General features: G+C 62.5%; 29 protein-coding genes. 17 read left to right on the top strand and 12 right to left on the bottom strand.

What is annotated here, in order from left to right; all coding sequences use genetic code 11:
- Nucleotides 1–2: 2 nt before the first annotated feature.
- Complete coding sequence (locus L1O02_RS07635; protein ID WP_129406427.1) at nt 3–869, top strand: HlyD family secretion protein; 867 nt, start codon at nt 3–5, stop codon at nt 867–869.
- Between the two features lie 61 nt (nt 870–930).
- Here the strand turns inward: L1O02_RS07635 and L1O02_RS07640 are convergent, their stop codons facing one another.
- The gene (locus L1O02_RS07640; protein WP_011062855.1) at nt 931–1,401 is read right to left on the bottom strand and encodes a MaoC family dehydratase; all 471 of its coding nucleotides are present in this window, start codon (nt 1,399–1,401) and stop codon (nt 931–933) included.
- 50 nt (nt 1,402–1,451) lie between these two features.
- Nucleotides 1,452–2,396 (bottom strand): alpha/beta hydrolase, encoded by a 945-nt coding sequence (locus L1O02_RS07645; protein ID WP_060840667.1) that lies wholly within the window; start codon nt 2,394–2,396, stop codon nt 1,452–1,454.
- Nucleotides 2,397–2,609: 213 nt separating this feature from the next.
- Here L1O02_RS07645 and fadD2 point away from each other — a divergent pair, with 213 nt between their 5' ends.
- A complete protein-coding gene (gene fadD2 / locus L1O02_RS07650) occupies nt 2,610–4,298 on the top strand; it encodes a long-chain-fatty-acid--CoA ligase FadD2 (RefSeq protein WP_060840666.1) in 1,689 nt (562 codons plus the stop codon).
- 339 nt (nt 4,299–4,637) lie between these two features.
- Nucleotides 4,638–6,329 (top strand): long-chain-fatty-acid--CoA ligase FadD1, encoded by a 1,692-nt coding sequence (fadD1, locus tag L1O02_RS07655; protein ID WP_060840665.1) that lies wholly within the window; start codon nt 4,638–4,640, stop codon nt 6,327–6,329.
- A 66-nt stretch (nt 6,330–6,395) separates the two neighbouring features.
- Here fadD1 and L1O02_RS07660 read toward each other — a convergent pair whose 3' ends face one another.
- A complete protein-coding gene (locus L1O02_RS07660) occupies nt 6,396–6,773 on the bottom strand; it encodes a hypothetical protein (RefSeq protein ID WP_060840664.1) in 378 nt (125 codons plus the stop codon).
- A 211-nt stretch (nt 6,774–6,984) separates the two neighbouring features.
- Here L1O02_RS07660 and L1O02_RS07665 point away from each other — a divergent pair, with 211 nt between their 5' ends.
- The 3 genes from L1O02_RS07665 to def all read left to right on the top strand — a co-directional run bounded on the left by L1O02_RS07665 (nt 6,985) and on the right by def (nt 8,852).
- Nucleotides 6,985–7,176, top strand: coding sequence for a CsbD family protein (locus L1O02_RS07665; protein ID WP_235759749.1), 192 nt, complete (start codon nt 6,985–6,987; stop codon nt 7,174–7,176).
- Nucleotides 7,177–7,365: 189 nt separating this feature from the next.
- Entirely contained in the window at nt 7,366–8,310 is a 945-nt protein-coding gene (locus tag L1O02_RS07670; RefSeq protein ID WP_060840662.1) for a YihY/virulence factor BrkB family protein, read from the top strand.
- Nucleotides 8,311–8,312: 2 nt separating this feature from the next.
- Nucleotides 8,313–8,852, top strand: coding sequence for a peptide deformylase (gene def / locus L1O02_RS07675; protein WP_047305712.1), 540 nt, complete (start codon nt 8,313–8,315; stop codon nt 8,850–8,852).
- A gap of 15 nt (nt 8,853–8,867) precedes the next feature.
- Here the strand turns inward: def and L1O02_RS07680 are convergent, their stop codons facing one another.
- Nucleotides 8,868–9,293: a GNAT family N-acetyltransferase gene (locus L1O02_RS07680; protein ID WP_235759750.1), complete on the bottom strand. Its 426-nt coding sequence runs from the start codon at nt 9,291–9,293 to the stop codon at nt 8,868–8,870.
- Nucleotides 9,294–9,617: 324 nt separating this feature from the next.
- Entirely contained in the window at nt 9,618–10,220 is a 603-nt protein-coding gene (gene gstA, locus L1O02_RS07685) for a glutathione transferase GstA (RefSeq protein WP_108545354.1), read from the bottom strand.
- A gap of 98 nt (nt 10,221–10,318) precedes the next feature.
- Here gstA and L1O02_RS07690 point away from each other — a divergent pair, with 98 nt between their 5' ends.
- The gene (locus tag L1O02_RS07690; protein WP_108545355.1) at nt 10,319–11,179 is read left to right on the top strand and encodes a LysR family transcriptional regulator; all 861 of its coding nucleotides are present in this window, start codon (nt 10,319–10,321) and stop codon (nt 11,177–11,179) included.
- A 519-nt stretch (nt 11,180–11,698) separates the two neighbouring features.
- Nucleotides 11,699–13,018, top strand: a complete 1,320-nt coding sequence (locus L1O02_RS07695; RefSeq protein WP_060840658.1) for a PAS domain-containing methyl-accepting chemotaxis protein — start codon at nt 11,699–11,701, stop codon at nt 13,016–13,018.
- Nucleotides 13,019–13,078: 60 nt separating this feature from the next.
- Here the strand turns inward: L1O02_RS07695 and L1O02_RS07700 are convergent, their stop codons facing one another.
- The 4 genes from L1O02_RS07700 to L1O02_RS07715 all read right to left on the bottom strand — a co-directional run bounded on the left by L1O02_RS07700 (nt 13,079) and on the right by L1O02_RS07715 (nt 15,703).
- Complete coding sequence (locus L1O02_RS07700) at nt 13,079–13,585, bottom strand: hypothetical protein (RefSeq protein WP_060840657.1); 507 nt, start codon at nt 13,583–13,585, stop codon at nt 13,079–13,081.
- A 173-nt stretch (nt 13,586–13,758) separates the two neighbouring features.
- Nucleotides 13,759–14,502 (bottom strand): NAD(P)-dependent oxidoreductase, encoded by a 744-nt coding sequence (locus L1O02_RS07705; protein ID WP_235759751.1) that lies wholly within the window; start codon nt 14,500–14,502, stop codon nt 13,759–13,761.
- A 38-nt stretch (nt 14,503–14,540) separates the two neighbouring features.
- Entirely contained in the window at nt 14,541–15,173 is a 633-nt protein-coding gene (locus tag L1O02_RS07710; RefSeq protein ID WP_060840655.1) for a glutathione S-transferase, read from the bottom strand.
- 98 nt (nt 15,174–15,271) lie between these two features.
- Nucleotides 15,272–15,703: a PACE efflux transporter gene (locus L1O02_RS07715; protein WP_016967280.1), complete on the bottom strand. Its 432-nt coding sequence runs from the start codon at nt 15,701–15,703 to the stop codon at nt 15,272–15,274.
- Between the two features lie 122 nt (nt 15,704–15,825).
- Here L1O02_RS07715 and L1O02_RS07720 point away from each other — a divergent pair, with 122 nt between their 5' ends.
- Nucleotides 15,826–16,743, top strand: coding sequence for a LysR family transcriptional regulator (locus L1O02_RS07720; protein ID WP_108545356.1), 918 nt, complete (start codon nt 15,826–15,828; stop codon nt 16,741–16,743).
- Here the strand turns inward: L1O02_RS07720 and L1O02_RS07725 are convergent.
- A complete protein-coding gene (locus L1O02_RS07725) occupies nt 16,740–17,669 on the bottom strand; it encodes a LysR family transcriptional regulator (protein WP_060844405.1) in 930 nt (309 codons plus the stop codon). The genes L1O02_RS07720 and L1O02_RS07725 overlap by 4 nt on opposite strands.
- 66 nt (nt 17,670–17,735) lie before the next feature.
- On the opposite strand from L1O02_RS07725, the gene L1O02_RS07730 reads away from it, so the two are divergent.
- Nucleotides 17,736–18,353 carry a LysE family transporter gene (locus tag L1O02_RS07730; protein ID WP_235759752.1) on the top strand — a complete coding sequence of 206 codons (618 nt, stop codon included), beginning with the start codon at nt 17,736–17,738 and terminating at the stop codon, nt 18,351–18,353.
- A 4-nt stretch (nt 18,354–18,357) separates the two neighbouring features.
- Here the strand turns inward: L1O02_RS07730 and L1O02_RS07735 are convergent, their stop codons facing one another.
- Nucleotides 18,358–19,389, bottom strand: a complete 1,032-nt coding sequence (locus L1O02_RS07735) for a LacI family DNA-binding transcriptional regulator (protein ID WP_060844403.1) — start codon at nt 19,387–19,389, stop codon at nt 18,358–18,360.
- Between the two features lie 215 nt (nt 19,390–19,604).
- Here L1O02_RS07735 and L1O02_RS07740 point away from each other — a divergent pair, with 215 nt between their 5' ends.
- Nucleotides 19,605–20,138 (top strand): gluconokinase, encoded by a 534-nt coding sequence (locus L1O02_RS07740; RefSeq protein WP_060840650.1) that lies wholly within the window; start codon nt 19,605–19,607, stop codon nt 20,136–20,138.
- Between the two features lie 84 nt (nt 20,139–20,222).
- Nucleotides 20,223–21,575 carry a GntP family permease gene (locus L1O02_RS07745; protein ID WP_235759753.1) on the top strand — a complete coding sequence of 451 codons (1,353 nt, stop codon included), beginning with the start codon at nt 20,223–20,225 and terminating at the stop codon, nt 21,573–21,575.
- 171 nt (nt 21,576–21,746) lie between these two features.
- On the opposite strand, the gene alaC is transcribed toward L1O02_RS07745, so the two are convergent.
- Nucleotides 21,747–22,958: an alanine transaminase gene (gene alaC / locus L1O02_RS07750; RefSeq protein WP_060840648.1), complete on the bottom strand. Its 1,212-nt coding sequence runs from the start codon at nt 22,956–22,958 to the stop codon at nt 21,747–21,749.
- A gap of 280 nt (nt 22,959–23,238) precedes the next feature.
- On the opposite strand from alaC, the gene L1O02_RS07755 reads away from it, so the two are divergent.
- The 5 genes from L1O02_RS07755 (at nt 23,239) to kdpA (ending at nt 26,685) form a co-directional block, all read left to right on the top strand.
- Nucleotides 23,239–23,901 carry a LysE family transporter gene (locus L1O02_RS07755; RefSeq protein ID WP_060842003.1) on the top strand — a complete coding sequence of 221 codons (663 nt, stop codon included), beginning with the start codon at nt 23,239–23,241 and terminating at the stop codon, nt 23,899–23,901.
- Nucleotides 23,902–23,970: 69 nt separating this feature from the next.
- The gene (locus tag L1O02_RS07760) at nt 23,971–24,459 is read left to right on the top strand and encodes a GyrI-like domain-containing protein (RefSeq protein ID WP_060840647.1); all 489 of its coding nucleotides are present in this window, start codon (nt 23,971–23,973) and stop codon (nt 24,457–24,459) included.
- A 253-nt stretch (nt 24,460–24,712) separates the two neighbouring features.
- Nucleotides 24,713–24,811, top strand: a complete 99-nt coding sequence (gene kdpF / locus L1O02_RS07765; RefSeq protein WP_016968152.1) for a K(+)-transporting ATPase subunit F — start codon at nt 24,713–24,715, stop codon at nt 24,809–24,811.
- On the top strand, nt 24,795–24,965 hold the full coding sequence (locus L1O02_RS07770; RefSeq protein WP_164990748.1) for a hypothetical protein: 171 nt from the start codon (nt 24,795–24,797) through the stop codon (nt 24,963–24,965). The genes kdpF and L1O02_RS07770 overlap by 17 nt, the downstream gene beginning before the upstream one ends.
- A 13-nt stretch (nt 24,966–24,978) precedes the next feature.
- Nucleotides 24,979–26,685, top strand: coding sequence for a potassium-transporting ATPase subunit KdpA (gene kdpA, locus L1O02_RS07775; protein ID WP_108545360.1), 1,707 nt, complete (start codon nt 24,979–24,981; stop codon nt 26,683–26,685).
- Nucleotides 26,686–26,689 lie beyond the last annotated feature (4 nt).

Consider the following 26,689-nt stretch of genomic DNA (forward strand, 5'->3'; position numbering starts at 1 on the left):
TTATGCGTACACCCGTACGTGTCGTAGTGACCTTGTGCCTGGTGGCGGTGGCGATCTTCGCCGGGTATCACCTGTGGCAGTACTACATGCTCACGCCCTGGACCCGGGATGCGCGGATCCGTGCCGATGTGGTGATCGTGGCCCCGGACGTATCCGGCTGGGTGCGCGAGCTCAAGGTGGCGGACAACCAGCAGGTCAAGGCCGGTGATTTGCTGCTGAGCATCGATCGCGACCGTTTCGAGGCCGCGCTGGAGAAGGCCCAGGCGGTGGTGCAGACCCGCCAGCAGCAACTGAGCCTGCGCGAGCACGAGGCCAGCCGCCGCGCCGCCCTGGGGCCCCAGGCCATCAGTGCTGAACTGCGGGAGAACGCCCAGATCAACGCCGGTATCGCCCGCGGCGAACTGCGCCAGGCCCAGGCCGAGGCCAAGGTCGCCGAATTGAACCTGGCCCGCAGTCAGGTGCACGCGCCCCGCGATGGGCACATCACCAATCTGCGTCTGGCCGAAGGCAACTATGTCAACGCCGGGCAGCCCGTGATGGCGCTGATCGATGATTCGACGTTCTACGTGCAGGCCTATTTCGAGGAAACCAAGCTGCCGCGGATTCAGGTCGGCGATCCGGTGAAGGTCTGGCTGATGAGTGCCGGCGATGCCTTGCAGGGGCACGTGCAAAGCATCAGCCGGGGTATTACCGATCGCAACGCCACCCCTGACGGGCAACTGCTGGCGGAAGTCGAACCGACCTTCAACTGGGTGCGCCTGGCCCAGCGGATACCGGTGCGGATCAAGCTCGACAAGGTGCCTGAAGGCATCAACCTGAGTGCCGGCATGACCGCCAGCGTGCAAGTGGAGGAGGGGGGCAAACGGTAGGAGCCGGCGAACCGCTGGGCGTCGCCTGTGCCGGCAAGCCGGCTCCTGCCGTGAGCGAGGCTCAGCCGATGGTGATGGCCGGCAGGGTCGGCAAGGTCACGGTCTGTTGCTTGCGTGGGGCAAGGATCTCGGCCTCGCCGTCCACCACCAGCTCATCGCGCTGGTTGAACACGCGGGTGGCGATGCGCACGCGGAACTTGGGCAGTTTTTCGAGGATTTCCAGGCGCACGGTCAGGGTGTCGCCGATCTTCACCGGCTTCTGGAAGCTCATCTGCTGGCCGATGTAGATGGTGCCCGGGCCTGGCAGCTCGCAGGCCACGGCGGCGCTGATCAGCGCGCCACTGAACATGCCGTGGGCGATGCGCTCCTTGAACATGGTGGCGGCGGCGAACTCGGGGTCCAGGTGCACCGGGTTGTGGTCGCCGGACATGGCGGCGAACAGCTGGATGTCACGTTCTTCGACAGTCTTGCTGTACTGGGCGGTCTGACCGACTTCCAGGGCTTCGTAAGGGGTGTTGGTAACCTGGGTCATGTTGCTGAAATCCTCTGACAGATAAATGAACGTAGCGACTGCGCCAGCCCTTACTCCGCGCGGGGCGGGCGACGGTGTAGCAGGGCCTGATCGAGCCAGGCCAGGACGTCGTGGGTCACTTGGTCACGGTTGCTTTCGTTGAACAGCTCATGACGCGCTTGCGGGTAGATATTGAGTTGCAGGCACTGGCTGCCGGCCTCGCGCAGGGCGTTGGCCAGATCCTTGAGACGCTTGCCGGCGCTTACCGGATCACATTCACCGCCCATCACCAGCAACGGCAGGCCCGGATCGATCTGCGCCAGGTTGGAAATCTTGCTGATCTGCTGCAGGCCGCCCAGCAGGTCGATCCATAGCTGGTTGCTGCAGCGGTAGCCGCACAAGGGGTCATTCACGTACTTGTCGACTTCCACCGGGTCGCGGCTGAGCCAGTCGAAGGCGGTGCGATTGGGCTTGAAGGCCTTGTTGAACGAGCCGAAGGACAGCCACTCGATCAGGGCGCTGCGTCCTTTTGCGCCCTGGCGCCAGCGTTCGAAACGGGCGATCAGGCTGGCGATGCGGTACAGGGCCACGGGCTGGAAGTTCGAGCCGCTGAGGATCGCCCCATGCAGGCTGGCGCTGTGGTGCAGCAGGTACGCCTGGGCGATGTAGCTGCCCATGCTGTGGCCCAGCAGCACGATGGGGGTGCCAGGGTGCTGCTGGCCGATGTGCTGGTTGAGGCTGGCCAGGTCGCCGACCACCTTGTTCCAGCCGCCGTGATCCGCGTAGTGGCCGAGCACGCCGTGCTGCGCGGTGTTGCCGTGGCCGCGCTGATCCGGGGCATAGAGGCCATAACCTTGGGCGCAAAGGGCCGCCGCCAGCCGGGCATAGCGCCCACTGTGCTCGGCCATGCCGTGGGACAGCAGGATCACCGCCTTGAGCGGAGGCTCGGGCAGCCACTGGTTGACGAAGAGCCGTTGGTGGTCGCTTGTGGTCAACCAGAAGGTGTCGTGGGTCATGGCGATTCCTTTGCTCGGAGACGCTGCACTTTATAGCGCATCAAGGCGTGTCCGTCCGATTCGTCGGCCTGTTGGACGCAAGATTCACACAGTTAATGACACACTTGCGCATATTTGCCTGAATCGCCATAGCTGCTAACGTCCGAGGAGCCCCGCCGCTGATAGCGTTACAGTGGCGGCCCGGACCGTTCAGGCAAAAAGAGGACAAGAATAATGCAACCTGATTTCTGGAATGATAAGCGCCCCGCCGGCGTGCCCAACGAGATCGATCTGGGGGCCTACAAGTCGGTGATCGAGGTGTTTGAGCGTTCCTGCAAGAAGTTTGCTGACCGCCCGGCGTTCAGCAACATGGGGGTGACCCTCACCTACGCCGAGCTGGAACGCTACAGCGCGGCCTTCGCCGGTTATCTGCAAAGCCATACCGACCTGGTTCCGGGGGATCGTATCGCGGTGCAGATGCCCAATGTCCTGCAGTACCCGATCGCGGTGTTCGGCGCGCTGCGGGCCGGGCTGGTGGTGGTCAACACCAACCCGCTGTACACCGCGCGGGAGATGCGTCATCAATTCAAGGATTCCGGGGCCCGGGCCCTGGTCTACCTGAACGTGTTCGGGCAGAAGGTTCAGGAAGTGCTGGGCGACACCGACATCCAGTTCCTGATCGAAGCCAGGATGGGCGACATGCTGTCCAGTGCCAAGGGCTGGCTGGTCAATACCGTGGTGGACAAGGTCAAGAAGATGGTGCCGGCCTATCACCTGCCCCAGGCCATCGCCTTCAAGAGTGCCTTGCGCCTTGGGCGCGGCCTGGGGATCAAGCCGCTGCAGGCGGGGCTGGAGGATGTCGCCGTGCTGCAGTACACCGGTGGCACCACCGGCCTGGCCAAGGGGGCAATGCTGACCCACGGCAACCTGGTGGCCAACATGCAGCAGGCCCGGGCCTGCCTCGGCCAGCACGGGCCCGATGGCCATACCCAGTGGCGCGAAGGCCAGGAAGTGATGATCGCGCCGCTGCCGCTGTACCACATCTATGCCTTCACCGCGAACTGCATGTGCATGATGGTGACCGGCAACCACAACGTGCTGATCACCAACCCGCGAGACATCGGCGGCTTCATCAAGGAGTTGAAGAAGTGGCGGTTTTCCGCGCTGCTGGGGCTGAACACGCTGTTCGTGGCGCTGATGGATCACCCGGAATTCAAGAACCTGGATTTTTCCAGCCTCAAGCTGACCAACTCCGGTGGCACGGCCCTGGTCAAGGCCACGGCGGAACGCTGGCAGCAGCTGACCGGATGCCGGATCACCGAAGGCTATGGCCTCACCGAAACCTCGCCGGTGGCGTGCACCAACCCCTACGGCGACCGCTCGCGGTTGGGCACGGTCGGTCTGCCGGTGCCGGGCACCACCTTGAAGGTCATCGATGACCAGGGCAACGAGCAGCCGCTGGGCGAGCGTGGCGAGCTGTGCATCAAGGGGCCGCAGATCATGAAGGGCTACTGGAACAAGCCCGAAGCCACCGCGGAGGTGCTGGACGCCGAAGGCTGGTTCAAGTCCGGGGATATCGCGGTGATCGATCCGGACGGTTTCGTGCGCATTGTCGATCGCAAGAAGGACATGATCATCGTCTCGGGTTTCAACGTGTACCCCAACGAGATCGAAGATGTGGTCATGGCGCACCCCAAGGTCGCCAACTGCGCGGTGATCGGCGTGCCGGACGAGCGTTCCGGCGAGGCGGTGAAGCTGTTTGTGGTGCCCCGTGAAGCGGGGGTCAGCCTGGAAGAGCTCAAGGCCTACTGCAAGGAGAATTTCACCGCCTACAAGGTGCCCAAGCACATTGTCCTGCGTGAGTCGCTGCCGATGACGCCCGTGGGCAAGATCCTGCGCCGCGAGTTGCGTGACATCGCCTGATCCTTGAGTTCCTCCCTCGGGGCCAGCCGGTTGACGCAACGGGCTGGCCCCCGAGTCATTTAAGGGGTGCAAAGCCCCGGACTAGAGCGGAATTCAAAGTGATAGAATTTTTACTCTAAAAATGACCATTAAATGGTCTTGAGTCACAAATGTGACTATTCAGGCCTTCTTTGGCTCTAGGCGGCCTTTTTCAAAGCTGCTACTCTCGGCGCGCTTTGTGACTTCTCGGCCTGAGTAAACAGCCAGACTCACCAACAATAGACACCAATAAAAAACACAGACAAATAATAATCGCATCAACTGCGGTGATGAATTCGCGTTGCTGAGGAGTGGGCTTCCATGATCGAAGACTTTTGGAAGGATAAGTACCCAGCTGGAATTGCTGCCGATATCAATCCAGACGAGTATCCGAATATTCAGGCGGTATTGAAACAATCCTGCCAACGTTTCGCTGACAAACCGGCCTTTAGCAACCTTGGCAAGACAATCACCTACGGTGAGTTGTATGAATTGTCCGGGGCCTTCGCCGCGTACCTGCAGCAGCATACCGATTTGCGGCCCGGCGATCGAATCGCTCTGCAACTGCCCAACCTGCTGCAATACCCGGTCGCGGTATTCGGCGCGATCCGCGCCGGTCTGATCGTGGTCAACACCAACCCGCTGTACACCGCGCGGGAAATGGAACACCAATTCAATGACTCCGGGGCCAAGGCCCTGGTCTGCCTGGCCAACATGGCCCATCTGGCGGAAAGCGTGGTGCCCAAGACCGGGGTCAAGCATGTGATCGTCACGGAAGTGGCGGATCTGCTACCGCCACTCAAGCGCCTGCTGATCAACAGTGTGGTCAAGTACGTGAAGAAGATGGTGCCGGCCTACCACTTGCCCCAGGCGGTCAAATTCAATGACGCCTTGAGCAAGGGCCGCGGCCAGCCGGTGCAGGAAGCCAATCCCGCCAGCGGTGATGTGGCCGTGCTGCAGTACACCGGCGGTACCACCGGCGTGGCCAAGGGCGCGATGCTGACCCACCGCAACCTGGTGGCCAACATGCTGCAGTGCAAGGCGTTGATGGGCTCCAACCTCAATGAGGGCTGCGAGATCCTCATCACGCCGCTGCCGCTGTACCACATCTATGCGTTCACCTTCCATTGCATGGCCATCATGCTCATGGGCAACCACAACATCCTGATCAGCAACCCGCGGGACTTGCCGGCGATGGTCAAGGAACTGTCGAAGTGGAAGTTCAGCGGTTTTGTCGGCCTCAACACCCTGTTCGTGGCCCTGTGCAACAACGAAGCCTTCCGCAAGCTGGATTTCTCTGCGCTGAAAGTCACCCTCTCCGGGGGCATGGCCCTGCAGCTGGCGGCCGCCGAACGTTGGAAGGAAGTGACCAACTGCCCGATCTGCGAAGGCTACGGCATGACCGAAACCAGCCCGGTGGCCACGGTCAACCCGATCCAGAACATCCAGATCGGCACCATCGGCATTCCGGTGCCTTCGACCCTGTGCCGGGTGGTCAACGACGCCGGCGAAGAGCTGGCGCTGGGCGAAGTCGGCGAGTTGTGCGTGAAGGGCCCGCAAGTGATGAAGGGCTACTGGCAGCGCCAGGACGCCACCGACGAAGTCCTCAGCAGCGAAGGCTGGCTGAAGACCGGTGACATTGCCCTGATCCAGCCGGACGGCTATATCCGCATCGTCGACCGCAAGAAGGACATGATTCTGGTTTCGGGCTTCAACGTTTACCCCAACGAACTGGAAGATGTGCTGGCCTCGCTGCCGGGCGTGCTGCAGTGCGCGGCGATCGGCATACCGGATGAAAAATCCGGCGAGACCATCAAGATCTTCATCGTCGCCAAGCCGGGAGTGACCCTGACCAAGGAACAGGTGATGGAGCACATGCGCGCCAATGTCACCGGCTACAAGGTGCCCAAGGCCGTGGAGTTCCGCGATGCCCTGCCGACCACCAACGTTGGCAAGATCCTGCGCCGCGAACTGCGTGACGAAGAGTTGAAGAAGCTCGGCGTGAAGAAGTAGGCCGCAGCGTCCACAAAAAAGCCCCGCCAGTGCGGGGCTTTTTCATGGGCGCGCGCCAGCGGCGGCTTATTGCTGGAACTGGGCAAAGCTCACGCCGGTGCCGGCGGGGCGCACGTCCTTGAGGAAGGAGTCCTTGTCGGCGCTCAGCTCCAGGCTCAGGGCGGCCTTGCGCTTGCCTTGGTTGCGGATCACCAGGCCTTCGAGTTTTTCCCGCAGGAACACCGTCGGCACTTTCAGGTGCAGCAGTTGGTCGGTGTCCGGGGTGTGCAGCAGCAGGTGGACCCACTCGTACTGACCGATGGCCAGGCGGGTGACCAGGATATCGAACCACCAGATGTTGCGATTGCGGTTCAGCTCCGCGAAATGGCAGTTGTTGACGCCCAGCACCGCACCGCCCAGTTCCTGGTTTCTGCGGGCGATGGCCTGCTTTTTATCGAGTTTCATAACATTCCTACGGGGATTGGATCTTCAGTGCTTGGCCTGAACAGGCCGAGCATTCTCCCGGGTTGCCCGGCAAACATAAAGCGCAACCTGGCAACGGCGATGAAATGCCCGACGAAAAAAATTGAAACTCTGCGCAACGGCCACGAGTCAACCTTGGGTAACGACGCAAATCCTCTTTGTTTGATCAATGAATGTTCTACGGAGAAATACCATGGGCAGCACAGCAGATAAGGCAAAAGGTCTGGCCAACGAAGCCATCGGCAACGTCAAGCAAGGTGTCGGCAAGGCCACCGACAACACCAAACTGCAAGTTGAAGGCACGGTGCAGGAGAAGAAGGGTGAAGCCCAGCAAGCCTTGGGCAAAGCCAAGGATGCGGTGAAGAAAACCATCGACAAGGCCTGAAACTCCCAGGATCGATGATGCACCGCAGCGGCCATCCAAGGATGGCCGTTTTTATGTTCAGGCTCAGAGGGGCGATCAGCCAATCCACGTGTTGTCATGGTTGCGGTTCGCCAACTGAGCTAATTTGTTGTAGAAAACGCCCCCTGAGTCGCTTTCGACTTCAACCTTTTTGCGGCGAAAGGAGACGCTATGATTTTTCCGGACCTCAAAGGTTTGCCCTTGCACCGAGTGCTGATTCGCACGGTGCATGAATTCATTGCGGACGAGATGTCCACCTACGCCTCGGCACTGGCCTACCAGATGCTGTTCTCGCTGTTCCCCTTCATCCTGTTTCTCATTGCCCTGATCGGTTTCTTGCACTTGCCGGACTTCTTCAGCTGGCTGCGCCTGCAATCGGAACTGGTGTTGCCGCCCCAGGCGCTGGAGCAGGTCAACCCGGTGATCGACCAATTGCAGCAGTCCAAGGGCGGGCTGCTTTCCGTGGGTATCGTCATCGCGCTGTGGACCGCCTCGGCCGGCGTGCGCCTGATGATGAGCGCGATGAACGCGGCCTACGACGTGGTCGAGGGGCGGCCGATCTGGAAGCGTTTTCCGCTGTCGATCTTCTACACCGTGGGTATCGCCGGCATGCTCCTGGCCGCTGCGGCGCTGATGGTGCTGGGGCCGCAGGTGATGACCTGGCTGGCCGGGCAGGTGGGCCTGGAAGAGTTCATCGTCACCCTGTGGACCATCCTGCGCTGGCCGGTGATCGTGCTGCTGATGATGGTGGCCGTGGCCCTGATGTATTACGTGATGCCGGATGTGAAGCAGAAATTCCGCTTTATCACCCCCGGTTCGGTGCTGGCGGTGGTGGTGTGGATCGTCGCGTCCCTGGGGTTCGCCTACTACGTGAAAACCTTTGCTAACTACAACGCCATGTATGGCAGTATCGGCGCGATCATCGTGCTGCTGCTGTACTTCTATATCTCTTCGGCCGTGCTGTTGCTCGGAGCGGAGATGAATGCGGTGATCGAACACATGTCGGCCGAAGGCAAGGACCCTGGCGAAAAGGACTTTGACGGGCTCGGCGATAAACAACACGTTTCTGGACTGGGCCGGGACCACTCGCTCCATCCCACTACTGACGAAGCCTGAACATGATCCGTGAAATCCTCAAAATGGGCGATGAACGCCTGCTGCGTATTGCCCCGCCGGTGCCGCCCGAGATGTTCGACAGTCCGCAGTTGTGGGAGCTGATCGACGATATGTTCCAGACCATGGAAAGTGTCGGAGGCGTGGGGCTGGCAGCGCCGCAGATCGGTGTCGACCTGCAGCTGGTGATCTTCGGCTTCGAGCACAGCGAACGTTATCCGGACGCCGAAGCGGTGCCCCAGACCATCCTCATCAATCCCCTGATCACTCCGCTGAGCCCGGTGCTGGAAGAAGGCTGGGAAGGCTGCCTCTCGGTTCCCGGACTGCGCGGAGCGGTGCAGCGCTACCAGCACATTCGCTACGAAGGCTTCGATCCCAAGGGCGAGCCGGTGGTGCGCGTGGCGTCGGGCTTTCACGCCCGGGTGGTGCAGCATGAATGCGATCATCTGATCGGTCGGCTGTACCCGTCGCGGATCAGTGACTTCAGCAAGTTCGGGTTCACTGAGGTGCTGTTTCCCGATCTCGATCCCAACGCCGACGATTGATCTTCCGGCCTCGGCTCACGGGGTCTGGTCGCAGGCCGGGGCGCCCATGGCCAGCAACGGCTTGCTGCGTTGGTAGCGGGCCAGGCGTTCGGCCAGGGGCGCTGGCAGGTGCGTCGCGCGGGTGAAACTCATGCGTTGATACAAAGTTTCCAGGTCCGAGTGGCAGAACAGCCAGAGCGGGCCTGGCACGGCCTGTCGGGCTTGCTGCACCAACTGCGCCGCCAGCCCCTGGCCACGGTGGGACGGGGCGACGAACAAACCCGTCAGCCAATGCCCCTGAGCCACCGGGGCCAGGCTCATCCCGGCAATGACCTCGCCCTTCCTGACCACCCACAGCTGACCCTCGGCCGAAGCACGCATGGACGAACGGTGCTGGCGATAGAACTTGTTCAGCAAGGGACGAGAGGCCTCGTCGAGCGGGCCGATCTGCAGGCTGGGCATGAGGTTTCCGGGGTTGCAACGGGACGCGGCGGATTATAAAGGAACCCTGGCTGCCCATAGGTGCTATACCTCAAGCCTATCCCGCCACAGTGGAGTCGCAGTCATGTCCAAAGGTATGAACGCCAAGAAAAACGCCAAGAAGAAACCGGCCAAGAGCGCGGACGAGAAACGCGCCGAGAAAAAGGCCAAGAAAACCGAAGTGAACATCTTCGGCCATTGATCGCTTTGACCAAGCCCGCACTGCGGGCTTGGTTTTGTCTGCTCTCGGGCGCGCCCGGCTGGTTGTTCCTGCCGATTGGTTGCGCCTGATTCTCTCCAGCTCCTCTATGCCATTTCCAGCGCCAGTGCCTCTCGCACGGTCGGGCGCTGCTCGATTCGTGCCTGGTACTTCAGCAAGGCTGGCCAGGCGCCCAGGTCGATGGCAAACACCGCGGTCCAGCGCAGCACGGTGAACAGATAGGCATCGGCAATGCTGAACTGTCCACCCTGCAGGTAGTCCTGGTGCTCCAGGATCTGCTCCAGCAGCGCCAAGCGCTTGAACAGCTTTTGCCGGAACAGGTCCTTGGCCTTGTCATCCAGCGCTGAGTTGAACAGCCAGCCCATGATCCCGTGAACCTCGCTGGTGATGAAGTTCAGGGTTTCCTGCAGCCGTACCCGTTGCCAGCTGCCCTGTGGGGCCGCCAGACCGGCCTCGGGCTTGAGGTCGGCGAGGTACTGCAGGATCGCCGGGCCCTCGGTCAGCACTTCGCCGTTGTCCAGTTGCAGGGCGGCAACGTAGCCCTTGGGGTTGATGGCGAGGAAGTCCTCACCATCGGCCGTGCGCTTGCTGCGATTGTCGACACGGATCGCTTCGAACGGCAGTTGCAGTTCCCGCAGCACGATATGGCAGGCCAGGGAGCAGGCTTGAGGGGCGTAGTAGAGTTTCATCGGCGGCTCTCGAGTGAAGGGTCGAAGCAGTGTCGGCGAGGCTGCTGGCATGGGTAAAATTCATTTTTCAGAAAGCAGCCATAAGGACAGCTACTGCCATGATGAACCTGATGCACTGGCGCCTGCTGGTGGCGATCGCCGAGTGCGGCACCATCACCCGTGCCGCCGAGGAAGTGGGGATGACCCAGTCCGGGGCCAGCCAGGCTCTGGCGCAGATGGAGGACATGCTTGGTGTACAGGTGTTCATCCGCGAGCGTCGCCGGGCGCTGCCTACGGCTATCGGCCTGCAGGTGCTGGAGCAGGCGCGGGTGATGCTGGGGGCCCTGGCCCAGGTGCGGCGCCAGGTCGACGCGGCCCGCGGAATGCTCCACGGCAGCCTGCGCCTGGCGGGGTTTCCCATGGTCCTGGCGCAGGTTCTGCCGCCCTTGCTGCGGCGCTTCAGGCAGTTGCACCCGGGGATCGAGGTGGTGCAACTGGAGGTCAGCGACGATGAGGTCGAAGCCCTGCTGGAGGCGCAACTGGTGGACCTGGGGGTGGTGCTGAACCCCGCGGCCGGGCGTCGTTCGTGGTTGCTGGGGCTGGACTCGTGGGTGGCGGTGTTGCCCCGGGAGCACTCCTGGCAGGCGGCGAGCATCGACCTTGCGACCTTGCTGGCACAGCCCTTTGTCCTGGCCACTGGCGGTTGTTCGGTGAACGCTCGCAGTCTGGCTGCCGACGCCGGCGTGCCACTGGCGGACGTGCGGATCGAAGTGCGGGAGTGGAACAGCGCATTCAGCCTGGTGCGTGAAGGGCTGGGGGTGACCCTGGTACCGGAAAGCACCCTGCCGGAGCTGCGCCAGGGGTTGCGGGTGCTGCCGTTGAGTCGGCCCATCGAGCGTCGGTTTGCCCTGGTAGCGGCACCGGGTCGTGAGGCCAACGGTATGGTTCAGGCGTTCGTGCAGATACTTGAGGGCGGTTAGTCAGAACATTCTTTAATGCCTTGTTGGGCACTTGTTGAGAATGCTTCCAATGATGTTGAAAGTTGTGAAAACCGACTGACTGGTGGCCTTGCATAGGGGGCGCGGCTGTCTATGCTCAGTTGTGAAAAAACTATGGATAGCGTTGTCCGGTACTGTCCCATCACCCCTCGATGTTTGCCCTTGCAGCGGGTGTTTGCACATTGTTTATCCAGGGAACGGCAGCGATAACATGAACAAAGACGAGAGTGCGCAGCTAGAGGCACCAGCGGTTCGGGAGTAATTAATTAGATGGAGTTTCTTTTCTTTGTTGGGTCGGCCCGTTTATCGGGCATCAAGAAAAGGATGGCTTGATAAGAGCGTTGCAATATGAACTCTCCGATTGAACATCATTGATCACCTGACAATTCCTCTCTCATATGAAGGGGGGTGTTTGCCGTGTTTTATCGAACGTTGTAGTGGCTCAGTTGAAAGACTAGGAACTTCCGTCAATCAAAAGACAGCGTTGAAGGTGATACAACCATGTTTAACCTACATCACAAGGCTGACCTGCAAGAGATCGAGCGTTTTAATTGTGCGCTGGCCGAGGCCAACGCCAAGCTGGCGGCAATCAGCCGCTCCATGGCGATGATCGAGTTTTCGCCCGATGGCATCGTGCTCGATGCCAACGAAAACTTCTGCCAGACCATGGGGTATTCCGCTGAAGAGATACGTGGCAAGCATCACCGGATCTTTTGCGAGGAAGAGTTCTACCGCAGCGAGGAATACGCCAAGCTCTGGCGCGACCTGGGGCGGGGCGAACCGGTCAGCGGCACCTTCCTGCGGCTGAACAAGCGGGGCGAGGAGATCTGGCTCGAAGCCAGCTACATGCCGGTGTTCGATGCCGATCGTCGGGTCAAGAGTGTGATCAAGGTGGCGTCGGACATCTCCGAACGCATCCATATCGAACATGAAAACCAGAGCCTGCTGAATGCCATCGGCCGTTCCATGGCGATCATCGAATTCAGTCCGGACGGCACTATCCTCAAGGCCAACGACAACTTCCTCAAGACCATGCAGTACCCCTTGAATGAAATCCTTGGCCAGCACCACAGCATGTTCTGTCACCGGGCTGAAGCCGAGTCATCGGAGTACAAGCAGTTCTGGGCTTCGTTGAACCGTGGCGAGTATCACTCCCATCGTTTCGAACGGGAAAACAAGTACGGCCAGACGGTGTTCCTGGAAGCCTCGTACAACCCCCTGTTCGACACCAAGGGCCGCTTGTACAAGGTGGTCAAGTTTGCCAGCGATATCACCCAGCAGATGACCAGCCTGCAATCCGCCGCCGAATCCGCCCACAGCACCTCGGTACAGAACGACGCCTGTGCCCAGAAGGGCTCGCAGGTGGTGCAGCAGACGGTGCAGATCATCCAGCAGATCTCTCACGACCTGAACGCAGCGGCGCGCAGCATCGATGCGGTGAGCAAGCAGTCGGAAATCATCGGCAGCATCGTCCAGACCATCCGCGGAATCGCCGACCAGACCAACCTGCTGGCGCTCAATGCGGCCATCGAGGCGGCTCGGGCCGGCGAGCATGGGCGAGGCTTTGCGGTGGTGGCGGACGAGGTGCGCAGCCTGGCGGCGCGCACCAGTCAGGCCACGGTGGAAATCGTCGAAGTGGTGCGCAAGAACCACGACCTGTCGATGAGCGCGGTCACCAGCATGCAATCGAGCCTGAGCCGCACCGGCGTCGGGGTCGAACTGGCCAATGAGGCGGGGGAGGTGATCCTGGAGATCCAGCAAGGCTCGCGACATGTGGTGGATGCCATCAGCCAGTTCAACTCGACCCTGCAGTTGCAGTGATCGGGGGGCGGCGGGCACAAAAAAGGGTTCCCGTTGGGAACCCTTTTTCGTCGTGCGCGATTACAGCGAGGCGAGGAATTTCTCGTCGATCGGCTTGGCGCTGGTCTTGGTGTCAGCCTCTTCCTTGGCCAACTGCATCTTGTCCTTCAGGCGCTCGGCGATTTCCTGGTTGATCGCCAGCTGGCGCTCCGGTGGCAGGTCTTTCAGGTCCTCTTCGGTCAGGCCCATATCCTTGAGGATGCTGTCGCGCAGACGCTGTTCGGGCGTCTTGCTCATGTAGTCCTTGAACTCGCTCAAGGCGCTGGACTCGGTGGCGCTATTGGCCTGTGGCGTGCTGGAAGTCGGCGGCGTGGCCTGGAGCAGGACACGGGTCTTGGCGAACGCGGCATTGACGTTGTCGTCCACGGTATTGCCTTGCAGGCTGGACTGGGACGTCGGCACGGTGACGGAGTTCTGGGCCTGCTGCAGCATGCCGCTGTACAGCGCGCTGGCGGCTGCAGTGGTCGGGTCCATATCGGTGCGCGAGGTGGGCTGCACCGAAACGGATTTCTGGGCGTTGACCAACATGATCGGGAACCTGTGTGAGAGAACTAGGCGAGTACTTCAGCAAGATCCATGCCTAATAAAATCGGCCTTCAATATCAAGGGATTGGCGCGCTCGAGCACTGCCGGGCTGTCCGCGGGCGGACAAGTCTTGCCGCTTTCTGGCAAGCGCCGCCCGGGTTTGCCGAGGGCCGCGCTCAGTAGGTGATGGGTATGCCGAAGTCCTCCTGGAAGGCGTCGTCCACCGGCTCATAGCCGAGGACCCGCGTGGTGTCGCTGAGGTCCAGGCGCTTGAAGCGATTGTTGGAGATACCGTGGCCGATGAAGTGCTGCACCCCGGGGGTTTCCACGGCCCGTTGCAGCAGCTGCAGGGCGTCTCGGGGGCTGAGCCAGGCGCTGAGGTCGCGGCGGCTGGTCAGCTCGTGATGCTCGGGGAACTCGAAGGCGCCGATGCGCAGGGCGATGCAGGACAGCCCGCGCCTGGCGGCATAGAAGGCACACAGTGCCTCGCCGTAGCACTTGCTGACCCCATACAGGTTGGCCGGCATCACCGGCATGTTGGCCGTGATCTGTCGATCCACCGGGTAGCCTTCGATGGTCTGGGCGCTGCTGGCGAACACCAGGCGCCGGCAGCCGGCGTTGACGGCGGCCTCGAACAGGTAGGTGGTGGCGAGGATATTGTTGGGCAACAGTTGCTCGAAACTGGCGCTGGCATGGGGGATGCCGGCCAGGTGGACGACGACGTCGATGCCCGGCAGGAGACGGCCAATGGTCTGCGGGTCGTCAAGATCCAGGCGCACGAAGCGGTGGGGCGCCGGGATCTCGAAGTCCGGTTCGACGCGGTCGGTCAGGGTGAAGCGGTAGCGCTCCTGCGAGCCCTGGAAGAATACCTTGCCGATCCGGCCACAGGCGCCGGTCAGCAATACGTTGAGTCCATCCATGTCCAATCTCCGGTGGCTAGGTAATGCTGTGGCCCAGGCTAGGGGGTGCCGTTGCGTCCGTGCAGGCGAAAGCCCGGACGCAGGCTGAGGCGCTCGTAGTAGGCGTCTATGGCGGGGAAGTCCGGGTGCTCCATGGGGGTCATCTTCCAACGGTTGACCGAGAGCCCGAGGACGATGTCCGCCAGGCTCGGGTGCTCCCCGAGGACATAGGCTGCGGAGCGCTGCAGCTGTTGTTCGAGTATCGCCATCTTGGCGTTCCAGGCCTGCAGGCTGGCGTCGATGCGCCGAGAGTCCTGGTAGTCCGCATGCCGGCGCACCAGGCCCATGAAGGCGTAGCTCCAGGCCGGGTTGAGTTCGCAGGCCTGCCAGTCCATCCACTGTTCCACCAGGGCCCGGGCCCGTGGGGCGATCGGCAACAGGCCGCTGCCGGGGTGCAGGTTGGCCAGGTAGCGGCAGATGCTGTTGGACTCCCACAGGGCGCCGGCGTCATCGATCAGCACCGGAACCTGGGCATTGGGGTTGAGGGCGAGGAACTCGGGAGTGTGGGTCGATTGGAAGCCGCTGCCCCAATCTTCCTGTTGGTAGGAAAGGCCGAGCTCCTCGCAGGTCCACAAGACTTTTCTGACGTTGATGGACGAGGCTTTGCCGAGAATTCTGTAGGGGGTTCCCATGACGCTTCCTTGTTCGTGGCTCAGGCGGGCCATGGGAATCTATCAGTGTGCCCGGTCCTCGGCGATGGCCAATGTGCCTCCGGATGTTTGTCCGCGCTTCAGGCCGGGTCGGGCAAGGCCGAGGCCGGCAGGCCGAAGACCCGGTCGAACAGCCAGTTGAAGACGAAGGTGTAGCAAGGGATGAACAGGATCAGCGCCAGGTCCAGGAGAAAGGCCTGTACCAGGCTGATGCCCATCCACCAGGCAATCAGCGGGATCAGGAACACGATCAGGGTCAGTTGAAAGCCCACGGCGTGGGCGATGCGTCGCTTGACGGTGCGGGTGCGTGACGGCTGGCGGCTTTCCCAGCGTTCGAACAGACTGGTGTAGATGAAGTTCCAGGTCACCGCGATGCTGGTGATCACCACCGCCAGCGGGCCGGTGCTGCTGGGCGAGGTGCCGGACAGCAGGGCCAGGCCGAGGGCCGAGAAGGTCATGCCGAACACCTCGAACAGGGATACGTAGAGCAGTTTGCGTTTCACGCCTTGCATGGGAATTCCTCGGTATTGAATGCAGGTGGCCAGGGCTGGGCTGGCACGGGGCGCGAAAGATAGCTTCAATGTCCATGATAGAAAAAGTCGGAAGCTTTCAGTTTTACTGATAGGTTGTGCCCATGAATTTTTCCAGCGACAGCATCCAGTTGTTTCTTGCCGTGCTTGAGCGCGGTTCCTTTTCTGCGGCGGCCCGCGCCCTGGGCAAGGTGCCCTCGGCGGTGAGCATGGGCATTGCCAACCTTGAGGCCGAACTGGGGTACGCCCTGTTCGATCGCCGTCATCGCGAGCCGGTGCCGACGCCCCTGGCCCTGTCGCTCGCGCCCCATGCCCGGCTGATTGCCGATCAGCTCAAGCAGTTGCAGGTGCATGCCATCGAGCTGTCCCTGGGGCTGGAGAGCACACTGTCGATCGCGGTGGTGGATGACATCGACAAGCAGCGGTTGCTGGCAGCCATCAAGCTGCTGGCCGAGCGCTATCCGTTGCTGGATGTGGAAGTGCTCAGCGCTCCTCAGGATGACGTGCTGCAACTGCTGCACAGCGGACGGGTCAGTGTCGGCGTAGCCTTCGCCGGCCTGAGCGTGAACGCCCTGGAATACTTCCAGTACGCCGGCAGCGAACGGATCATCGCCTGTATTTCACCCCGGCATCCGCTGTGTTTGGCCAGTGATGGGGCGCTGTATCTGGAGGAGTTGATCCGGGTTCGCCAGGTGGTGGTGGCCAGCCGCGACCTGCCCATCAGCGATACCCGGCCCCTGGTGGGCGAGTCGCTGTGGCGCACCGACAGCCTGGCCATGGCCCTGCACATGGTGGAGGCCGGGATCGGCTGGGGCAATTTCCCGCTGTCGGTGATCCAGCCGCTGCTGGCGGCAGGTCGCTTGCAGCGCCTGAAGTTCAAGAACCTCGACAACGGCCTGTCGCTGCCGGTGCATGCGGTGTGGCTCAAGAGCCGGCCGCTGCAGAAGGGCGCCCTGGCCCTGGTGCAACTGCTCAGTGGCGAAGATCCGGCGCTGGGGCCGCTGCCCGGCCCCGGGTTCTAGGCCAGGGCCTGCTGGCGCAACCAGCGCAGCAGCAGACCGGCCGCCGAGTCGTCGCTGATCGCTTGGGCCGAAAGCAAGTAGTAGGCACTGCCGTCGGCGACGAAGCCGAATGGGGCGCACAGCAGTCCGTCGCGCAGATCGTCGCGCACCAGTTGCCAGGGGGCGATGGCCAGCCCCAAGCCCGCCACCGCGGCTTGCAGGCTGAAGTAGAAATGCTCGAAGACCTGCTCCGAAGACGCCTGAGGCCGCGGCATCGGGTGCAACTGCAGCCAGTGTTCCCAGGCTTGCGGCCGGGTTGCGCTGTGCAGGCGCGGGGCGTGGTCCGCGAGAACTGCCTGCTCGTTTGACTGCGGCGCCCAGTCAGGCTGTTTGTCCGGACGGCACACGGGGCCAATGGCTTCGTCGAACAGCCAGTGGGCCTGGGTCTGCTCGCTCCAGGCGAAATCATTGCGGCGGATCGCCAGGTCGATGCCGGCGTTGAACGAGAAGGGCCCGCCGCCAGCCAGCAACTGGATGGCTATGTCGGGGTGGGCGGCCTGGAACGCCGGCAGGCGCGGGATCAGCCAGCGCATCAGCAGGGTCGGTTCACAGGACAGCACCAGCGGTGCCCCGGGGGGCGGAGCCCGCAAGCGGCGGCTGGTGTTCTCGATCAGGTCCAGGGCCTGGGTCACGCTGTGCAGCAGTTCGGCCCCGGCCGAAGTGAGAAACACCCGGTGACTGCGTCGCTCGAACAGGGCAGTGCCCAGGTCGTCTTCCAGGCTGCGCACGGCGCGGCTGATGGCGCCGTGGGTCAGGTGCAGGGCTGCGCCGGCCAGGGTGAAACTCTCCAGGCGAGCGGCCGCTTCGAAGCAGCGCAGGGCGCCTAGGGGCGGCAGGCGTCGGCGCGAGGTCTGTGAGTTTTTATCACCAAGAGTGTCAGTTTTCATCGTTGGCCTTACCCCGGGAGATCCCCATACAGTAGCGCCGGATTGTATAACCAAGGCGTTGGCAACGTGACAGAACTGTTAGTCGTAATCACCATCACCATTCTCGCGGTACTCAGCCCCGGGGCCGATTTTGCCCTGATCACCCGTAACAGCCTGATGCTCTCGCGCCGTCACGGCGTGCTGACTGCAGTGGGGATCGGGCTCGGGGTCATGCTGCACATCGGTTACAGCCTGCTGGGGGTGGGGCTGCTGTTGCAGCAGTCGCCGCTGTGGTTCACCGGGCTGAAGCTGGCCGGGGCGCTGTATCTGATCTACCTGGGCATCCGCTTATTGCGCAGTCCCGCCCAGGGACCGGAGGACGTGGCGGGGTGTGGCCAGGTGTCGTCCTGGGCGGCCTTGCGCAGCGGTTTCCTGACCAATGCGCTGAATCCGAAGACGATGATCTTCGTCCTCAGCCTGTTCATGCAGGTGATCCAGCCGGGCACGGGGGTGGCGGTGCAGATCGGCTACGGGGCGATCATCGTCCTGGCCCACCTTCTGTGGTTCGTGGCCGTGGCGCTGTTTTTTTCGGCACCGGCCATTGCCGACCGGCTGTTGGGCTACAAGCGCCGTATCGATCAGCTGTTCGGGGTGCTGCTGATCGGGTTCGGGCTGTTGCTCAGTGTGCTTGGCGTGCAGCCCTGAGGCCTCAGGTACTTTCCCGGATCCGCAGTTCGAACCCCATGTCCACCACGGGCTCGGTCACGCTGTTACCGGCCAGCAGGGTCAGCATCTGCTCGGCGGCGCGGCGGCCGATGGCTTCCCTGGGGGTGCTGATGCTGCTCAGGCGCGGCACCATGTGCTCCGAGGACGGCAGGTCGTTGAACCCCAGCACCGCCACTTGCTCCGGGATCTTGATTCCGCAGCGCATGGCTTCGAGCAAGGCGCCCTGGGCCAGGTCGTCATTGCCGAAGAAGATGGCGTCCACTTGCGGCTGGCTTTGCATCAGTTGCAGGAACAGTTCGCCGCCCAGGCCGACGGAAGACGGGCGCGGGGTCAGCAGTTCCAGGTCGGGGTTGTACAGCCCGGCTTCCTGCAGGGCGCGGCGGAAGCCTTCGCCCCGCAGCAGGGTGCGCTGATCCAACTGCGCGCCGACGTAGGCCAGGTGCTTGCGGCCGCGGGAAATCAGGTGCCGGGCGGCAGTCTCGCCAGCGTTCAACTGGGAGAAACCCACGCAGTTGAGCCCGGCGCCGGAGTCCAGATCCATCATGTAGACGCAGGGAATGTTGTTGGCCTCGATCATCCGCCGGGAGCTTTCGGTTCGGTCGAAACCGGTCAGCAGCAGCCCGCGCGGCTGGTAGGTCATGTAGTTGCGCAGCAGGTTTTCTTCTTCGTCCCGGGAATAGTGGTAGTTGCCGATCAGCACTTCGAAGCCCTTGGGCCGCAGGACCTGATGAATGGCTTCCAGGGTTTCGATGAACAGCAGGTTGGACAGCGACGGCACCAGCACCACTACCGACTGGCTCTGGGCCGAGGCCAGGGCGCGGGCGGCGGAGTTGACCACGTAGTTCAGCTCCTGCGCGGCCTTCTGCACTTTTTCCACCAGCTCGGTGGCCACGCTGCTGACGCCGCGCAGCGCCCGGGAGGCGGTGATCGGACTGACACCGGCCAGTCGCGCCACTTCGTTGAGGGTAGGGCGCCCCGTGGTACGGGAGCTTTTATCGTTTTTATGAGGGGTCATCAGACGGCTTGCCAAACAAAATTCAAGTCACTAAGGTAGCGCTGTCCTGAAACAGCTGCAATGCGTGAGCGAGGTGTGCCTGACCCTCGCTCTTTGGTTTGGCGGACTATATACGCGGCAACCCACAAAAATGACAAGAAGGCGTCGGCAGACACTGTTTTTGTACTAGAAATAGAACTAGCGAAGGTAGCGCTGTCTGCGCGCTGAGGTGTTACATGAGTCAACCAATTACCGCCCTGGTCATCATGGGTGTTGCCGGCTGTGGCAAATCCAGCGTCAGCCAGGCCCTGTGCCAGCGCAGCGGCGCCACGGCCATTGAAGGCGATACGTTCCACCCTGCCGCCAATATCGCCAAGATGAGTGCCGGCATTCCCCTCGACGACGACGACCGTGCCGGCTGGCTCGACAGCCTGTGCGAGGAGTTGCGCCGCACCCTGGCCGCCGGCCAGCGCCCGGTGCTGACCTGTTCGGCGTTGAAGCGCAAATACCGTGAACGCCTGCGCGCCGCCACCCCCGGCCTGGGTTTCATCTTTCTCGAACTGACGCCGGCAGTGGCCGCCGATCGCGTGGCACACCGGCCAGGGCATTTCATGCCTTCGACCCTGATCGACAGTCAGTTCGCCACCCTCGAATCCCCCGTGGGGGAGCCGCTCACCCTGGCCCTGGATGCCAGCACCCTGAGCGTCCAGCGCCTGGCCGAACTGGCCAATCAATGGTGGCTGGAGCATGGCCTTGAACCTTCGCGCTAAGCGTCGGTTCGAAATAGGTAGCGCTATCCCACTCGGCCCTTGTTTTTAACGCTTTAATAAAAACAACAAACCGGAGGCAATTCCATGTTTGGCATGTCCCAAGAGACCTATCTGCTGGTTGATGCAGTGGTCACAATCATCGGCCTGATCGTCTTGATCACCCGATTCAAGCTGCATCCCTTTATTGCCCTGACCATCGCCGCGGGCTTCCTCGGCCTGACCTCGGGCATGCCAGTGGACAAGATCATCAAGGCGTTCCAGGACGGCTTTGGTGGCGTGCTCGGTTTTGTCGGCATCATCCTGGCGCTGGGCACCATGCTCGGCAAGATGATGGCCGAGTCTGGCGGCGCCGATCAGATCGCCCAGACCCTGATCCGCTCGTTCGGCAAGGAGCGGGTGCAGTGGGCGATGATGTTCGCCGCCTTCCTGGTGGGCATCCCGTTGTTCTTCGAGATCGGCTTCGTGCTGCTGATTCCGCTGGTGTTCATCGTCGCCCGGCGCACCGGGGTGTCGCTGATCAAGATCGGCATTCCGCTCCTGGCCGGCCTGTCGGCGGTGCACGGCCTGGTGCCGCCGCATCCGGGGCCGCTGCTGGCCATCGGCGTGTTCGGCGCCGACATCGGCAAGACCATTCTTTACGGCCTGATCGTTGCCCTGCCGACCGCCATCATTGCCGGTCCGATCTACGGCACCTTCATTGCCAAGTACATCCCGGGCCACCCGTCCCAGGAGCTGGTGGACCAGCTGGCCCGTGAAAACACCTCGCAGAACCTGCCGAGCTTCGGCGTGACCCTGCTGACCGTGCTGTTGCCGGTGTTCCTGATGCTGCTCAAGACCTTCGCCGACGTGGCGCTGCCGGACGGGCATTTCTTCCGCATCTGGATGGACATGATCGGCCACCCGATCAGTGCCTTGCTCCTGGCCTTGCTGCTGTCGCTCTACACCTTCGGCTACAAGCAGGGCATCGGCTCCAAGCAGATCCTCGGTTTGCTCGACGCCAGCCTGGCGCCTACCGCGGCGATCATCCTGATCATCGGTGCCGGCGGTGGCTTCAAGCAGATGCTGGTGACCAGCGGCGTGGGTGATGTGATCGGCCACATGGCGGTCAATGCGCAGATCTCGCCGATCCTCCTGGCCTGGCTGGTGGCGGCGGTGATTCGCGTCGCCACCGGTTCGGCCACCGTGGCGACCATTACCGGCGCGGGCATCGTGGTGCCGGTGGTGGGGATGATCCCCGGGGTCAACCGCGAGCTGCTGGTGCTGGCCACCGGTGCCGGCTCCTTGATCCTGTCCCACGTCAACGACGCCGGTTTCTGGCTGGTCAAGCAGTACTTCAACATGACCGTGGCCGAGACCTTCAAGACCTGGACGGCGATGGAAACCATCCTCTCGGTGGTGGGCCTGATCTTTATCCTGTTGCTGTCGTTGGTGGTTTAAACGGCGGGGTTGACCCCTGTAGCTGCTGTCGAGCCTGGGCAAAGGCCCGAAGCTGGATAGGCAACTGAATCGCCGCGAGTGCTACGCACTCGTTCGCAGCCTGCGGCAGCGGCTACAGTACAGGCACAAAAAAAACCGCATCGCTGCGGTTTTTTTGTGGCTGAAAGGCTCTCAGCTTTTCTGCACCAGGCCATCGGCGCGGAACATGCTGCGAATGCCGCGCACCGCCTGGCGAATCCGGTCCTGGTTCTCGATCAGGGCGAAGCGCACGTGATCGTCGCCGTACTCACCGAAACCCACCCCCGGCGACACGCAGACCTTGGCCTCGGCCAGCAGCTTCTTGGCAAACTCCAGGGAGCCCAGGTGTGCATAGGCTTCGGGAATCTTGGCCCAGACATACATCGAGGCCTTGGGGTTCTCCACCATCCAGCCCAGCTCATGCAGGCCCTTGACCAGCACATTGCGCCGTTGCCGGTACTGCTCGGCAATGTCCTTGACGCACTGTTGGTCGCCTTCAAGTGCCGCGATTGCTGCTACCTGCAGGGGGGTGAAGGTGCCGTAGTCGTGGTAGCTCTTGATCCGCGCCAGGGCACTGACCAGCTCCGGGTTGCCGACCATGAAGCCGATGCGCCAGCCGGCCATGTTGTAGCTCTTGGACAGGGTGAAGAACTCCACCGCGATGTCCTTGGCCCCCGGCACCTGCATGATCGACGGGGCTTTCCAGCCGTCGTAGACGATGTCGGCGTAGGCCAGGTCGTGGATCACCAGCACGTCGTACTGCTTGGCCAGGGCGATCACTCGCTCGAAGAAGTCCAGCTCCACGCATTGGGCGGTGGGGTTGGAGGGGAAGCCCAGGATCATCATCTTCGGCTTGGGGATCGAACCGCGAATGGCCCGCTCCAGTTCGGCGAAGAAGTCCACGCCGGGCACCAGTGGCACCGAGCGCACCTGGGCGCCGGCAATCACCGCGCCGTAGATGTGGATCGGGTAGCTGGGGTTGGGCACCAGCACGGTGTCGCCCTGGTCCAGGGTGGCCAGCATCAGGTGCGCCAGGCCTTCCTTGGAACCGATGGTGACGATGGCTTCGCTTTCCGGGTCGATGTCGACCTCGTAGCGATCCTTGTACCAGCGGGAAATCGCCCGGCGCAGCCGTGGAATGCCTTTGGAGGTGGAGTAGCCGTGGGTGTCCTCACGCTGGGCAACGGTCACCAGCTTTTCGACGATATGCGGCGGAGTCGCGCCGTCGGGGTTGCCCATGCTCAAGTCGATGATGTCTTCGCCGCGCCGACGCGCAGCCATCTTCAGCTCGGCAGTGATATTGAAAACGTAAGGGGGGAGACGATCGATGCGCGCAAAGCGGCGCGGCGAACCTTGTTCGGCCATTGTTGCCTCGAAAAGACGTAAGCGCCCGGAACCGTCCGAGCGACGTTGGCCACTGCGGTGGCCTGCGGGGCAGACGATAAGGGCGGCGCCGGCGGCTTGTCCAGAGGGGCGGAAAATTATTTTCGCGGCGTCGGGGGGATTTGCGAGGGCTGATGATTTGCCGCTATAACGTGCACGCTTTTTGCCTGCAAGGGCTGCGGCCCAGGTCGGCCAGGGCGATTTTCCAACGCTCGGCGGACCAGGACAGCCCTTCGAACCACCGCATCAAACGGGATGAATGATGGAGTTTACCAGCGGCTTCTTGCTGAGCCTTTCGCTGTGCCTGGACATTGGCGTGGCCAATATCGCGATGATTACCCTGGCCATGCAGCGCGGCTATTTCCAGGGCTTCTGCCTGGGCCTGGGGACCTGCGTCGGTGACCTGATCTATGCGCTGCTGGCGCTGGCCGGGATGACCGTGCTGCTGCAGTACGAAAGCGTGCGCTGGGTGCTGTGGATCGGCGGTTCGGCGCTGCTGGTGTATTTCGCCGCGAAGATGATTTACGCCGCGCTGCACCACAGCGCGGTACTGGCCACGGCCGGGGAGGCGGACAAGGGCTCGCCGCGCAAGGAGTTCCTGCGCGGGATCTTCCTGGCCATGTCCTCCCCCAGCGCGATCCTCTGGTTCGCCGCCGTGGGCGGCACCCTGATTGCCCGATCCGGGGGCGGCGGGATCGCCAATTCCGGGCTGTTCCTCGCCGGGTTCTTTTGTGCCGGGTTGCTCTGGACCCTGGGCCTGTGCCTGGCCGCGACCCAGGGCGGCAAGCTCCTGGGGGACAAGCTGCTGCGCTACTCCTACCTGGCATCTGCGGCGATCTTCTGCTATTTCGCGGTGTACGTGATCCTATCCGGCTACCAGGAGTTTATCGTCGGCGCCGGCGTGAGCGACCTTCCGGCACTCTGATCCAGGCCCTGGCGATTGGCTTCTATACTTGCTGCCGTACCCATCTTTTCTGCGGCAGGAGTGGCATTCATGGATGAGCAAAAACAGGGCGCAGGTCCGGAACCGCGCTTCGAAAGAGAGCGTTTTCTGCTGATCGCCGGCTTCAGCGAGCGGTTTACCCCTGGCACCGGCCAGGACATCGGCCAGCTGTGGCAGCGTTTCATCCCCCACATCGGCCGGGTGCCGGGGCAGGTGGATGAGGTGACCTACGGCGTCTGCTGCAACCCCGACGGCCAGGGTAGCTTCGAATACCTGGCCGGGGTCGAGATCAGCAAGCTCGACGATCTGCCCGAGCGTTATCGCTGGATCGAAGTGCAGCCGCAGAACTACGCGGTGTTCGAGCATGGCGGATCCCTGCAGGAGCTGCCCCAGACCTTCAACTACATCTGGAACACCTGGTTGCCCCAGTCCGGCCGCGAGGCCGCCAATGCGCCGGAGTTCGAGCGCTACAGCGCCGATTTCAACCCCGAGACCGGCAGCGGCGTGGTGGAGGTCTGGCTGCCGCTCAAAAGTGAATGATCCCCTCGGGGGCGCGGTCCGGCCCCCGATTTTCCCCGCCTGCCGCGCAATCTATACGCCGTCTTAATACCGCCCCCTGCAATCAGTGCCCGACCTTGATACGCCCTCACCTAACCTGCGTGGCGCAGAGGAGAGCGGCGCACGGCCCGTGGCCGACTCCCTGCCGGCGCCCGTTGCCGGGTGCCTGACCGGCTGCCTCCGGCGCCGCCATGGGCGGTGTCGGCGCGGCCTCAATGAATTAAGGGGAAAAGCCTTGCTGACACTGGAATTCATCTACGGCGCCAGCGGTTTTTGCGCCGTGCTGCTGTTTGTCTACCTGGGTTACGCGCTGATCCGTGCCGAGAAATTCTGATGACCGCACCCAGCGCTACCCCGGCATTTTCATTCGCCCGTCCGGGCATTTTCGAGAAAGGAAACCAGCCATGTACGACCTGATCTTCGTGGGCCTGTCCCTGGGGTTCTTTGTACTGACGGCCCTGGTCATCGTCGCCATGGGCAAGATTTGAACGGAGCATCGACATGTTGAGTACTGTGCTGGAATACGCGGTGATCCTCGGGGTAATGACCGGGCTCGCCGTACTCATGGGCAAATGGCTGGCCCGGGTCTTCAGCGGCCGCGGCCACGCCTTGCCCGAGCGGGCCACCTACCGCCTGCTGGGGATCGACCCCGGCGAAACCATGGGCTGGGCCCGCTATGGCTCGGCGCTGTTGCTGTCCAACGCGGCGATGATGCTCCTGGGCTACCTGGTGCTGCGCCTGCAAAGCGTCATGCCCCTCAACCCCCTGGGGCTGGCGGCGCAGACCCCGGACCTGGCGTTCAACACCGCCGCGTCCTTTATCACCAACACCAACTGGCAGGCGTACTCCGGGGAAAGCAGCCTGTCGAACTTCAGCCAGATGGCGGTGATCACCTTCCTGATGTTCGTCGGCGCCACCGCTGGTGTTGTCGCCGCGGCCGGTTTCATTCGCGGCCTGAGCCGTTCCAGCTCGGCGGATATCGGCAACTACTGGGTCGACTTCACCCGCACCCTGTACCGGGTGATGCTGCCTTTGTGCCTGGTCATGGCCCTGGTCTATGTCTGGCAGGGCATGCCCCAGACCCTCAACTCCCAGGCCCTGGCCACCACCCTGGAAGGCGCCCAGCAGCAGTTGATCGTCGGCGCCGTGGCCAGCTTCGAGTCGATCAAGCACATCGGCACCAACGGTGGCGGCTTCTTCAGCATGAACGCCGCCCACCCGTTCGAGAACCCGACCCCGCTGACCAACGTCCTGCACATCCTCAGCATGTTGCTGATCCCTTCGGCGCTGACCTACGCCTTCGGCAGCATGCTGCTGCGGCGGCGTCAGGGCTGGGTGTTCTTCGGCACCTTCCTGGTGATGTTCGTCGGCTTCCTGGCCATCGTCTTCACCGCGGAGCAGGGCGGCAATCCGCTGCTGACCCAGGTCGGTGTCGACCAGCAACTGTCGGCGACCCAGAGCGGCGGCAACATGGAAGGCAAGGAGCTGCGCTTCGGCATCGCCGACACCGCGCTGTTCGTCACCACCACCACCGGCGCCACCACCGGTTCGGTGAACGCCATGCACGACTCGCTGACCCCCATGGGCGGCTTCGTGCCCCTGGCGCAGATGATGCTCAACTGCGTGTTCGGCGGTGACGGCGTGGGCTTTATCAACCTGATCCAGTACGCCCTGCTGACGGTGTTCCTGGTGGGCATGATGATCGGCCGCAGCCCGGAATTCCTCGGCAAGAAGATCGAGGCCCGGGAGATCAAGCTGGTGATGCTCTCGGTGCTCGCGCACCCGATCTGCATCTTGGGTTTCACCGCCCTGGCAGCGTTGTGGCCGGACACCATGAATAGCCTCAACAACCTTGGCCCCCATGGTTTCAGCGAGGTGCTCTACGCCTACGCCTCGGGCACCGCCAACAACGGTTCGGCATTTGCCGGGCTCAACGCCAACACGCCGTTCTTCAACACCACCATCGGCCTGGCGATGCTCATGGGGCGCTTCTTCACCATGCTGCCGATGCTGGCCGTGGCCGGTTCCCTGGCGGCGAAAAAGAACATCCCGGCCGGTGCCGGCACCATTCCCACCGCCACGCCGCTGTTCATGTTCCTGGTGGTGTTCGTGGTGCTGGTGGTCGGTGGCCTGACTTTCCTGCCGGCCCTCGCGCTCGGCCCGCTGGTGGAGCAACTGCAGTTGCTGGCCGGCCAGACCTACAAGTAAGGGG

Origin of the sequence: Pseudomonas sp. BC42, assembly GCF_021560055.1 — a bacterium.
In the GTDB taxonomy this organism is placed as follows: domain Bacteria; phylum Pseudomonadota; class Gammaproteobacteria; order Pseudomonadales; family Pseudomonadaceae; genus Aquipseudomonas.

Excerpts from the sequence above, each read along its gene's own strand:
- L1O02_RS07720 (WP_108545356.1), top strand. The coding sequence starts at position 15,826 with ATGAATTTTTCCAGCGACAGCATCCAGTTGTTTCTTGCCGTGCTTGAG.
- L1O02_RS07735 (WP_060844403.1), bottom strand. The coding sequence starts at position 19,389 with ATGACCCCTCATAAAAACGATAAAAGCTCCCGTACCACGGGGCGCCCT.
- L1O02_RS07755 (WP_060842003.1), top strand. The coding sequence starts at position 23,239 with ATGGAGTTTACCAGCGGCTTCTTGCTGAGCCTTTCGCTGTGCCTGGAC.
- L1O02_RS07740 (WP_060840650.1), top strand. The coding sequence starts at position 19,605 with ATGAGTCAACCAATTACCGCCCTGGTCATCATGGGTGTTGCCGGCTGT.
- def (WP_047305712.1), top strand. The coding sequence starts at position 8,313 with ATGATCCGTGAAATCCTCAAAATGGGCGATGAACGCCTGCTGCGTATT.
- L1O02_RS07660 (WP_060840664.1), bottom strand. The coding sequence starts at position 6,773 with ATGAAACTCGATAAAAAGCAGGCCATCGCCCGCAGAAACCAGGAACTG.
- fadD1 (WP_060840665.1), top strand. The coding sequence starts at position 4,638 with ATGATCGAAGACTTTTGGAAGGATAAGTACCCAGCTGGAATTGCTGCC.
- L1O02_RS07700 (WP_060840657.1), bottom strand. The coding sequence starts at position 13,585 with ATGTTGGTCAACGCCCAGAAATCCGTTTCGGTGCAGCCCACCTCGCGC.
- L1O02_RS07665 (WP_235759749.1), top strand. The coding sequence starts at position 6,985 with ATGGGCAGCACAGCAGATAAGGCAAAAGGTCTGGCCAACGAAGCCATC.
- alaC (WP_060840648.1), bottom strand. The coding sequence starts at position 22,958 with ATGGCCGAACAAGGTTCGCCGCGCCGCTTTGCGCGCATCGATCGTCTC.
- fadD2 (WP_060840666.1), top strand. The coding sequence starts at position 2,610 with ATGCAACCTGATTTCTGGAATGATAAGCGCCCCGCCGGCGTGCCCAAC.
- L1O02_RS07635 (WP_129406427.1), top strand. The coding sequence starts at position 3 with ATGCGTACACCCGTACGTGTCGTAGTGACCTTGTGCCTGGTGGCGGTG.
- L1O02_RS07745 (WP_235759753.1), top strand. The coding sequence starts at position 20,223 with ATGTTTGGCATGTCCCAAGAGACCTATCTGCTGGTTGATGCAGTGGTC.
- L1O02_RS07705 (WP_235759751.1), bottom strand. The coding sequence starts at position 14,502 with ATGGATGGACTCAACGTATTGCTGACCGGCGCCTGTGGCCGGATCGGC.
- L1O02_RS07645 (WP_060840667.1), bottom strand. The coding sequence starts at position 2,396 with ATGACCCACGACACCTTCTGGTTGACCACAAGCGACCACCAACGGCTC.
- L1O02_RS07690 (WP_108545355.1), top strand. The coding sequence starts at position 10,319 with ATGATGAACCTGATGCACTGGCGCCTGCTGGTGGCGATCGCCGAGTGC.
- L1O02_RS07725 (WP_060844405.1), bottom strand. The coding sequence starts at position 17,669 with ATGAAAACTGACACTCTTGGTGATAAAAACTCACAGACCTCGCGCCGA.
- L1O02_RS07640 (WP_011062855.1), bottom strand. The coding sequence starts at position 1,401 with ATGACCCAGGTTACCAACACCCCTTACGAAGCCCTGGAAGTCGGTCAG.
- L1O02_RS07710 (WP_060840655.1), bottom strand. The coding sequence starts at position 15,173 with ATGGGAACCCCCTACAGAATTCTCGGCAAAGCCTCGTCCATCAACGTC.
- L1O02_RS07695 (WP_060840658.1), top strand. The coding sequence starts at position 11,699 with ATGTTTAACCTACATCACAAGGCTGACCTGCAAGAGATCGAGCGTTTT.
- L1O02_RS07680 (WP_235759750.1), bottom strand. The coding sequence starts at position 9,293 with ATGCCCAGCCTGCAGATCGGCCCGCTCGACGAGGCCTCTCGTCCCTTG.
- L1O02_RS07760 (WP_060840647.1), top strand. The coding sequence starts at position 23,971 with ATGGATGAGCAAAAACAGGGCGCAGGTCCGGAACCGCGCTTCGAAAGA.
- L1O02_RS07715 (WP_016967280.1), bottom strand. The coding sequence starts at position 15,703 with ATGCAAGGCGTGAAACGCAAACTGCTCTACGTATCCCTGTTCGAGGTG.
- L1O02_RS07670 (WP_060840662.1), top strand. The coding sequence starts at position 7,366 with ATGATTTTTCCGGACCTCAAAGGTTTGCCCTTGCACCGAGTGCTGATT.
- gstA (WP_108545354.1), bottom strand. The coding sequence starts at position 10,220 with ATGAAACTCTACTACGCCCCTCAAGCCTGCTCCCTGGCCTGCCATATC.
- kdpA (WP_108545360.1), top strand. The coding sequence starts at position 24,979 with ATGTTGAGTACTGTGCTGGAATACGCGGTGATCCTCGGGGTAATGACC.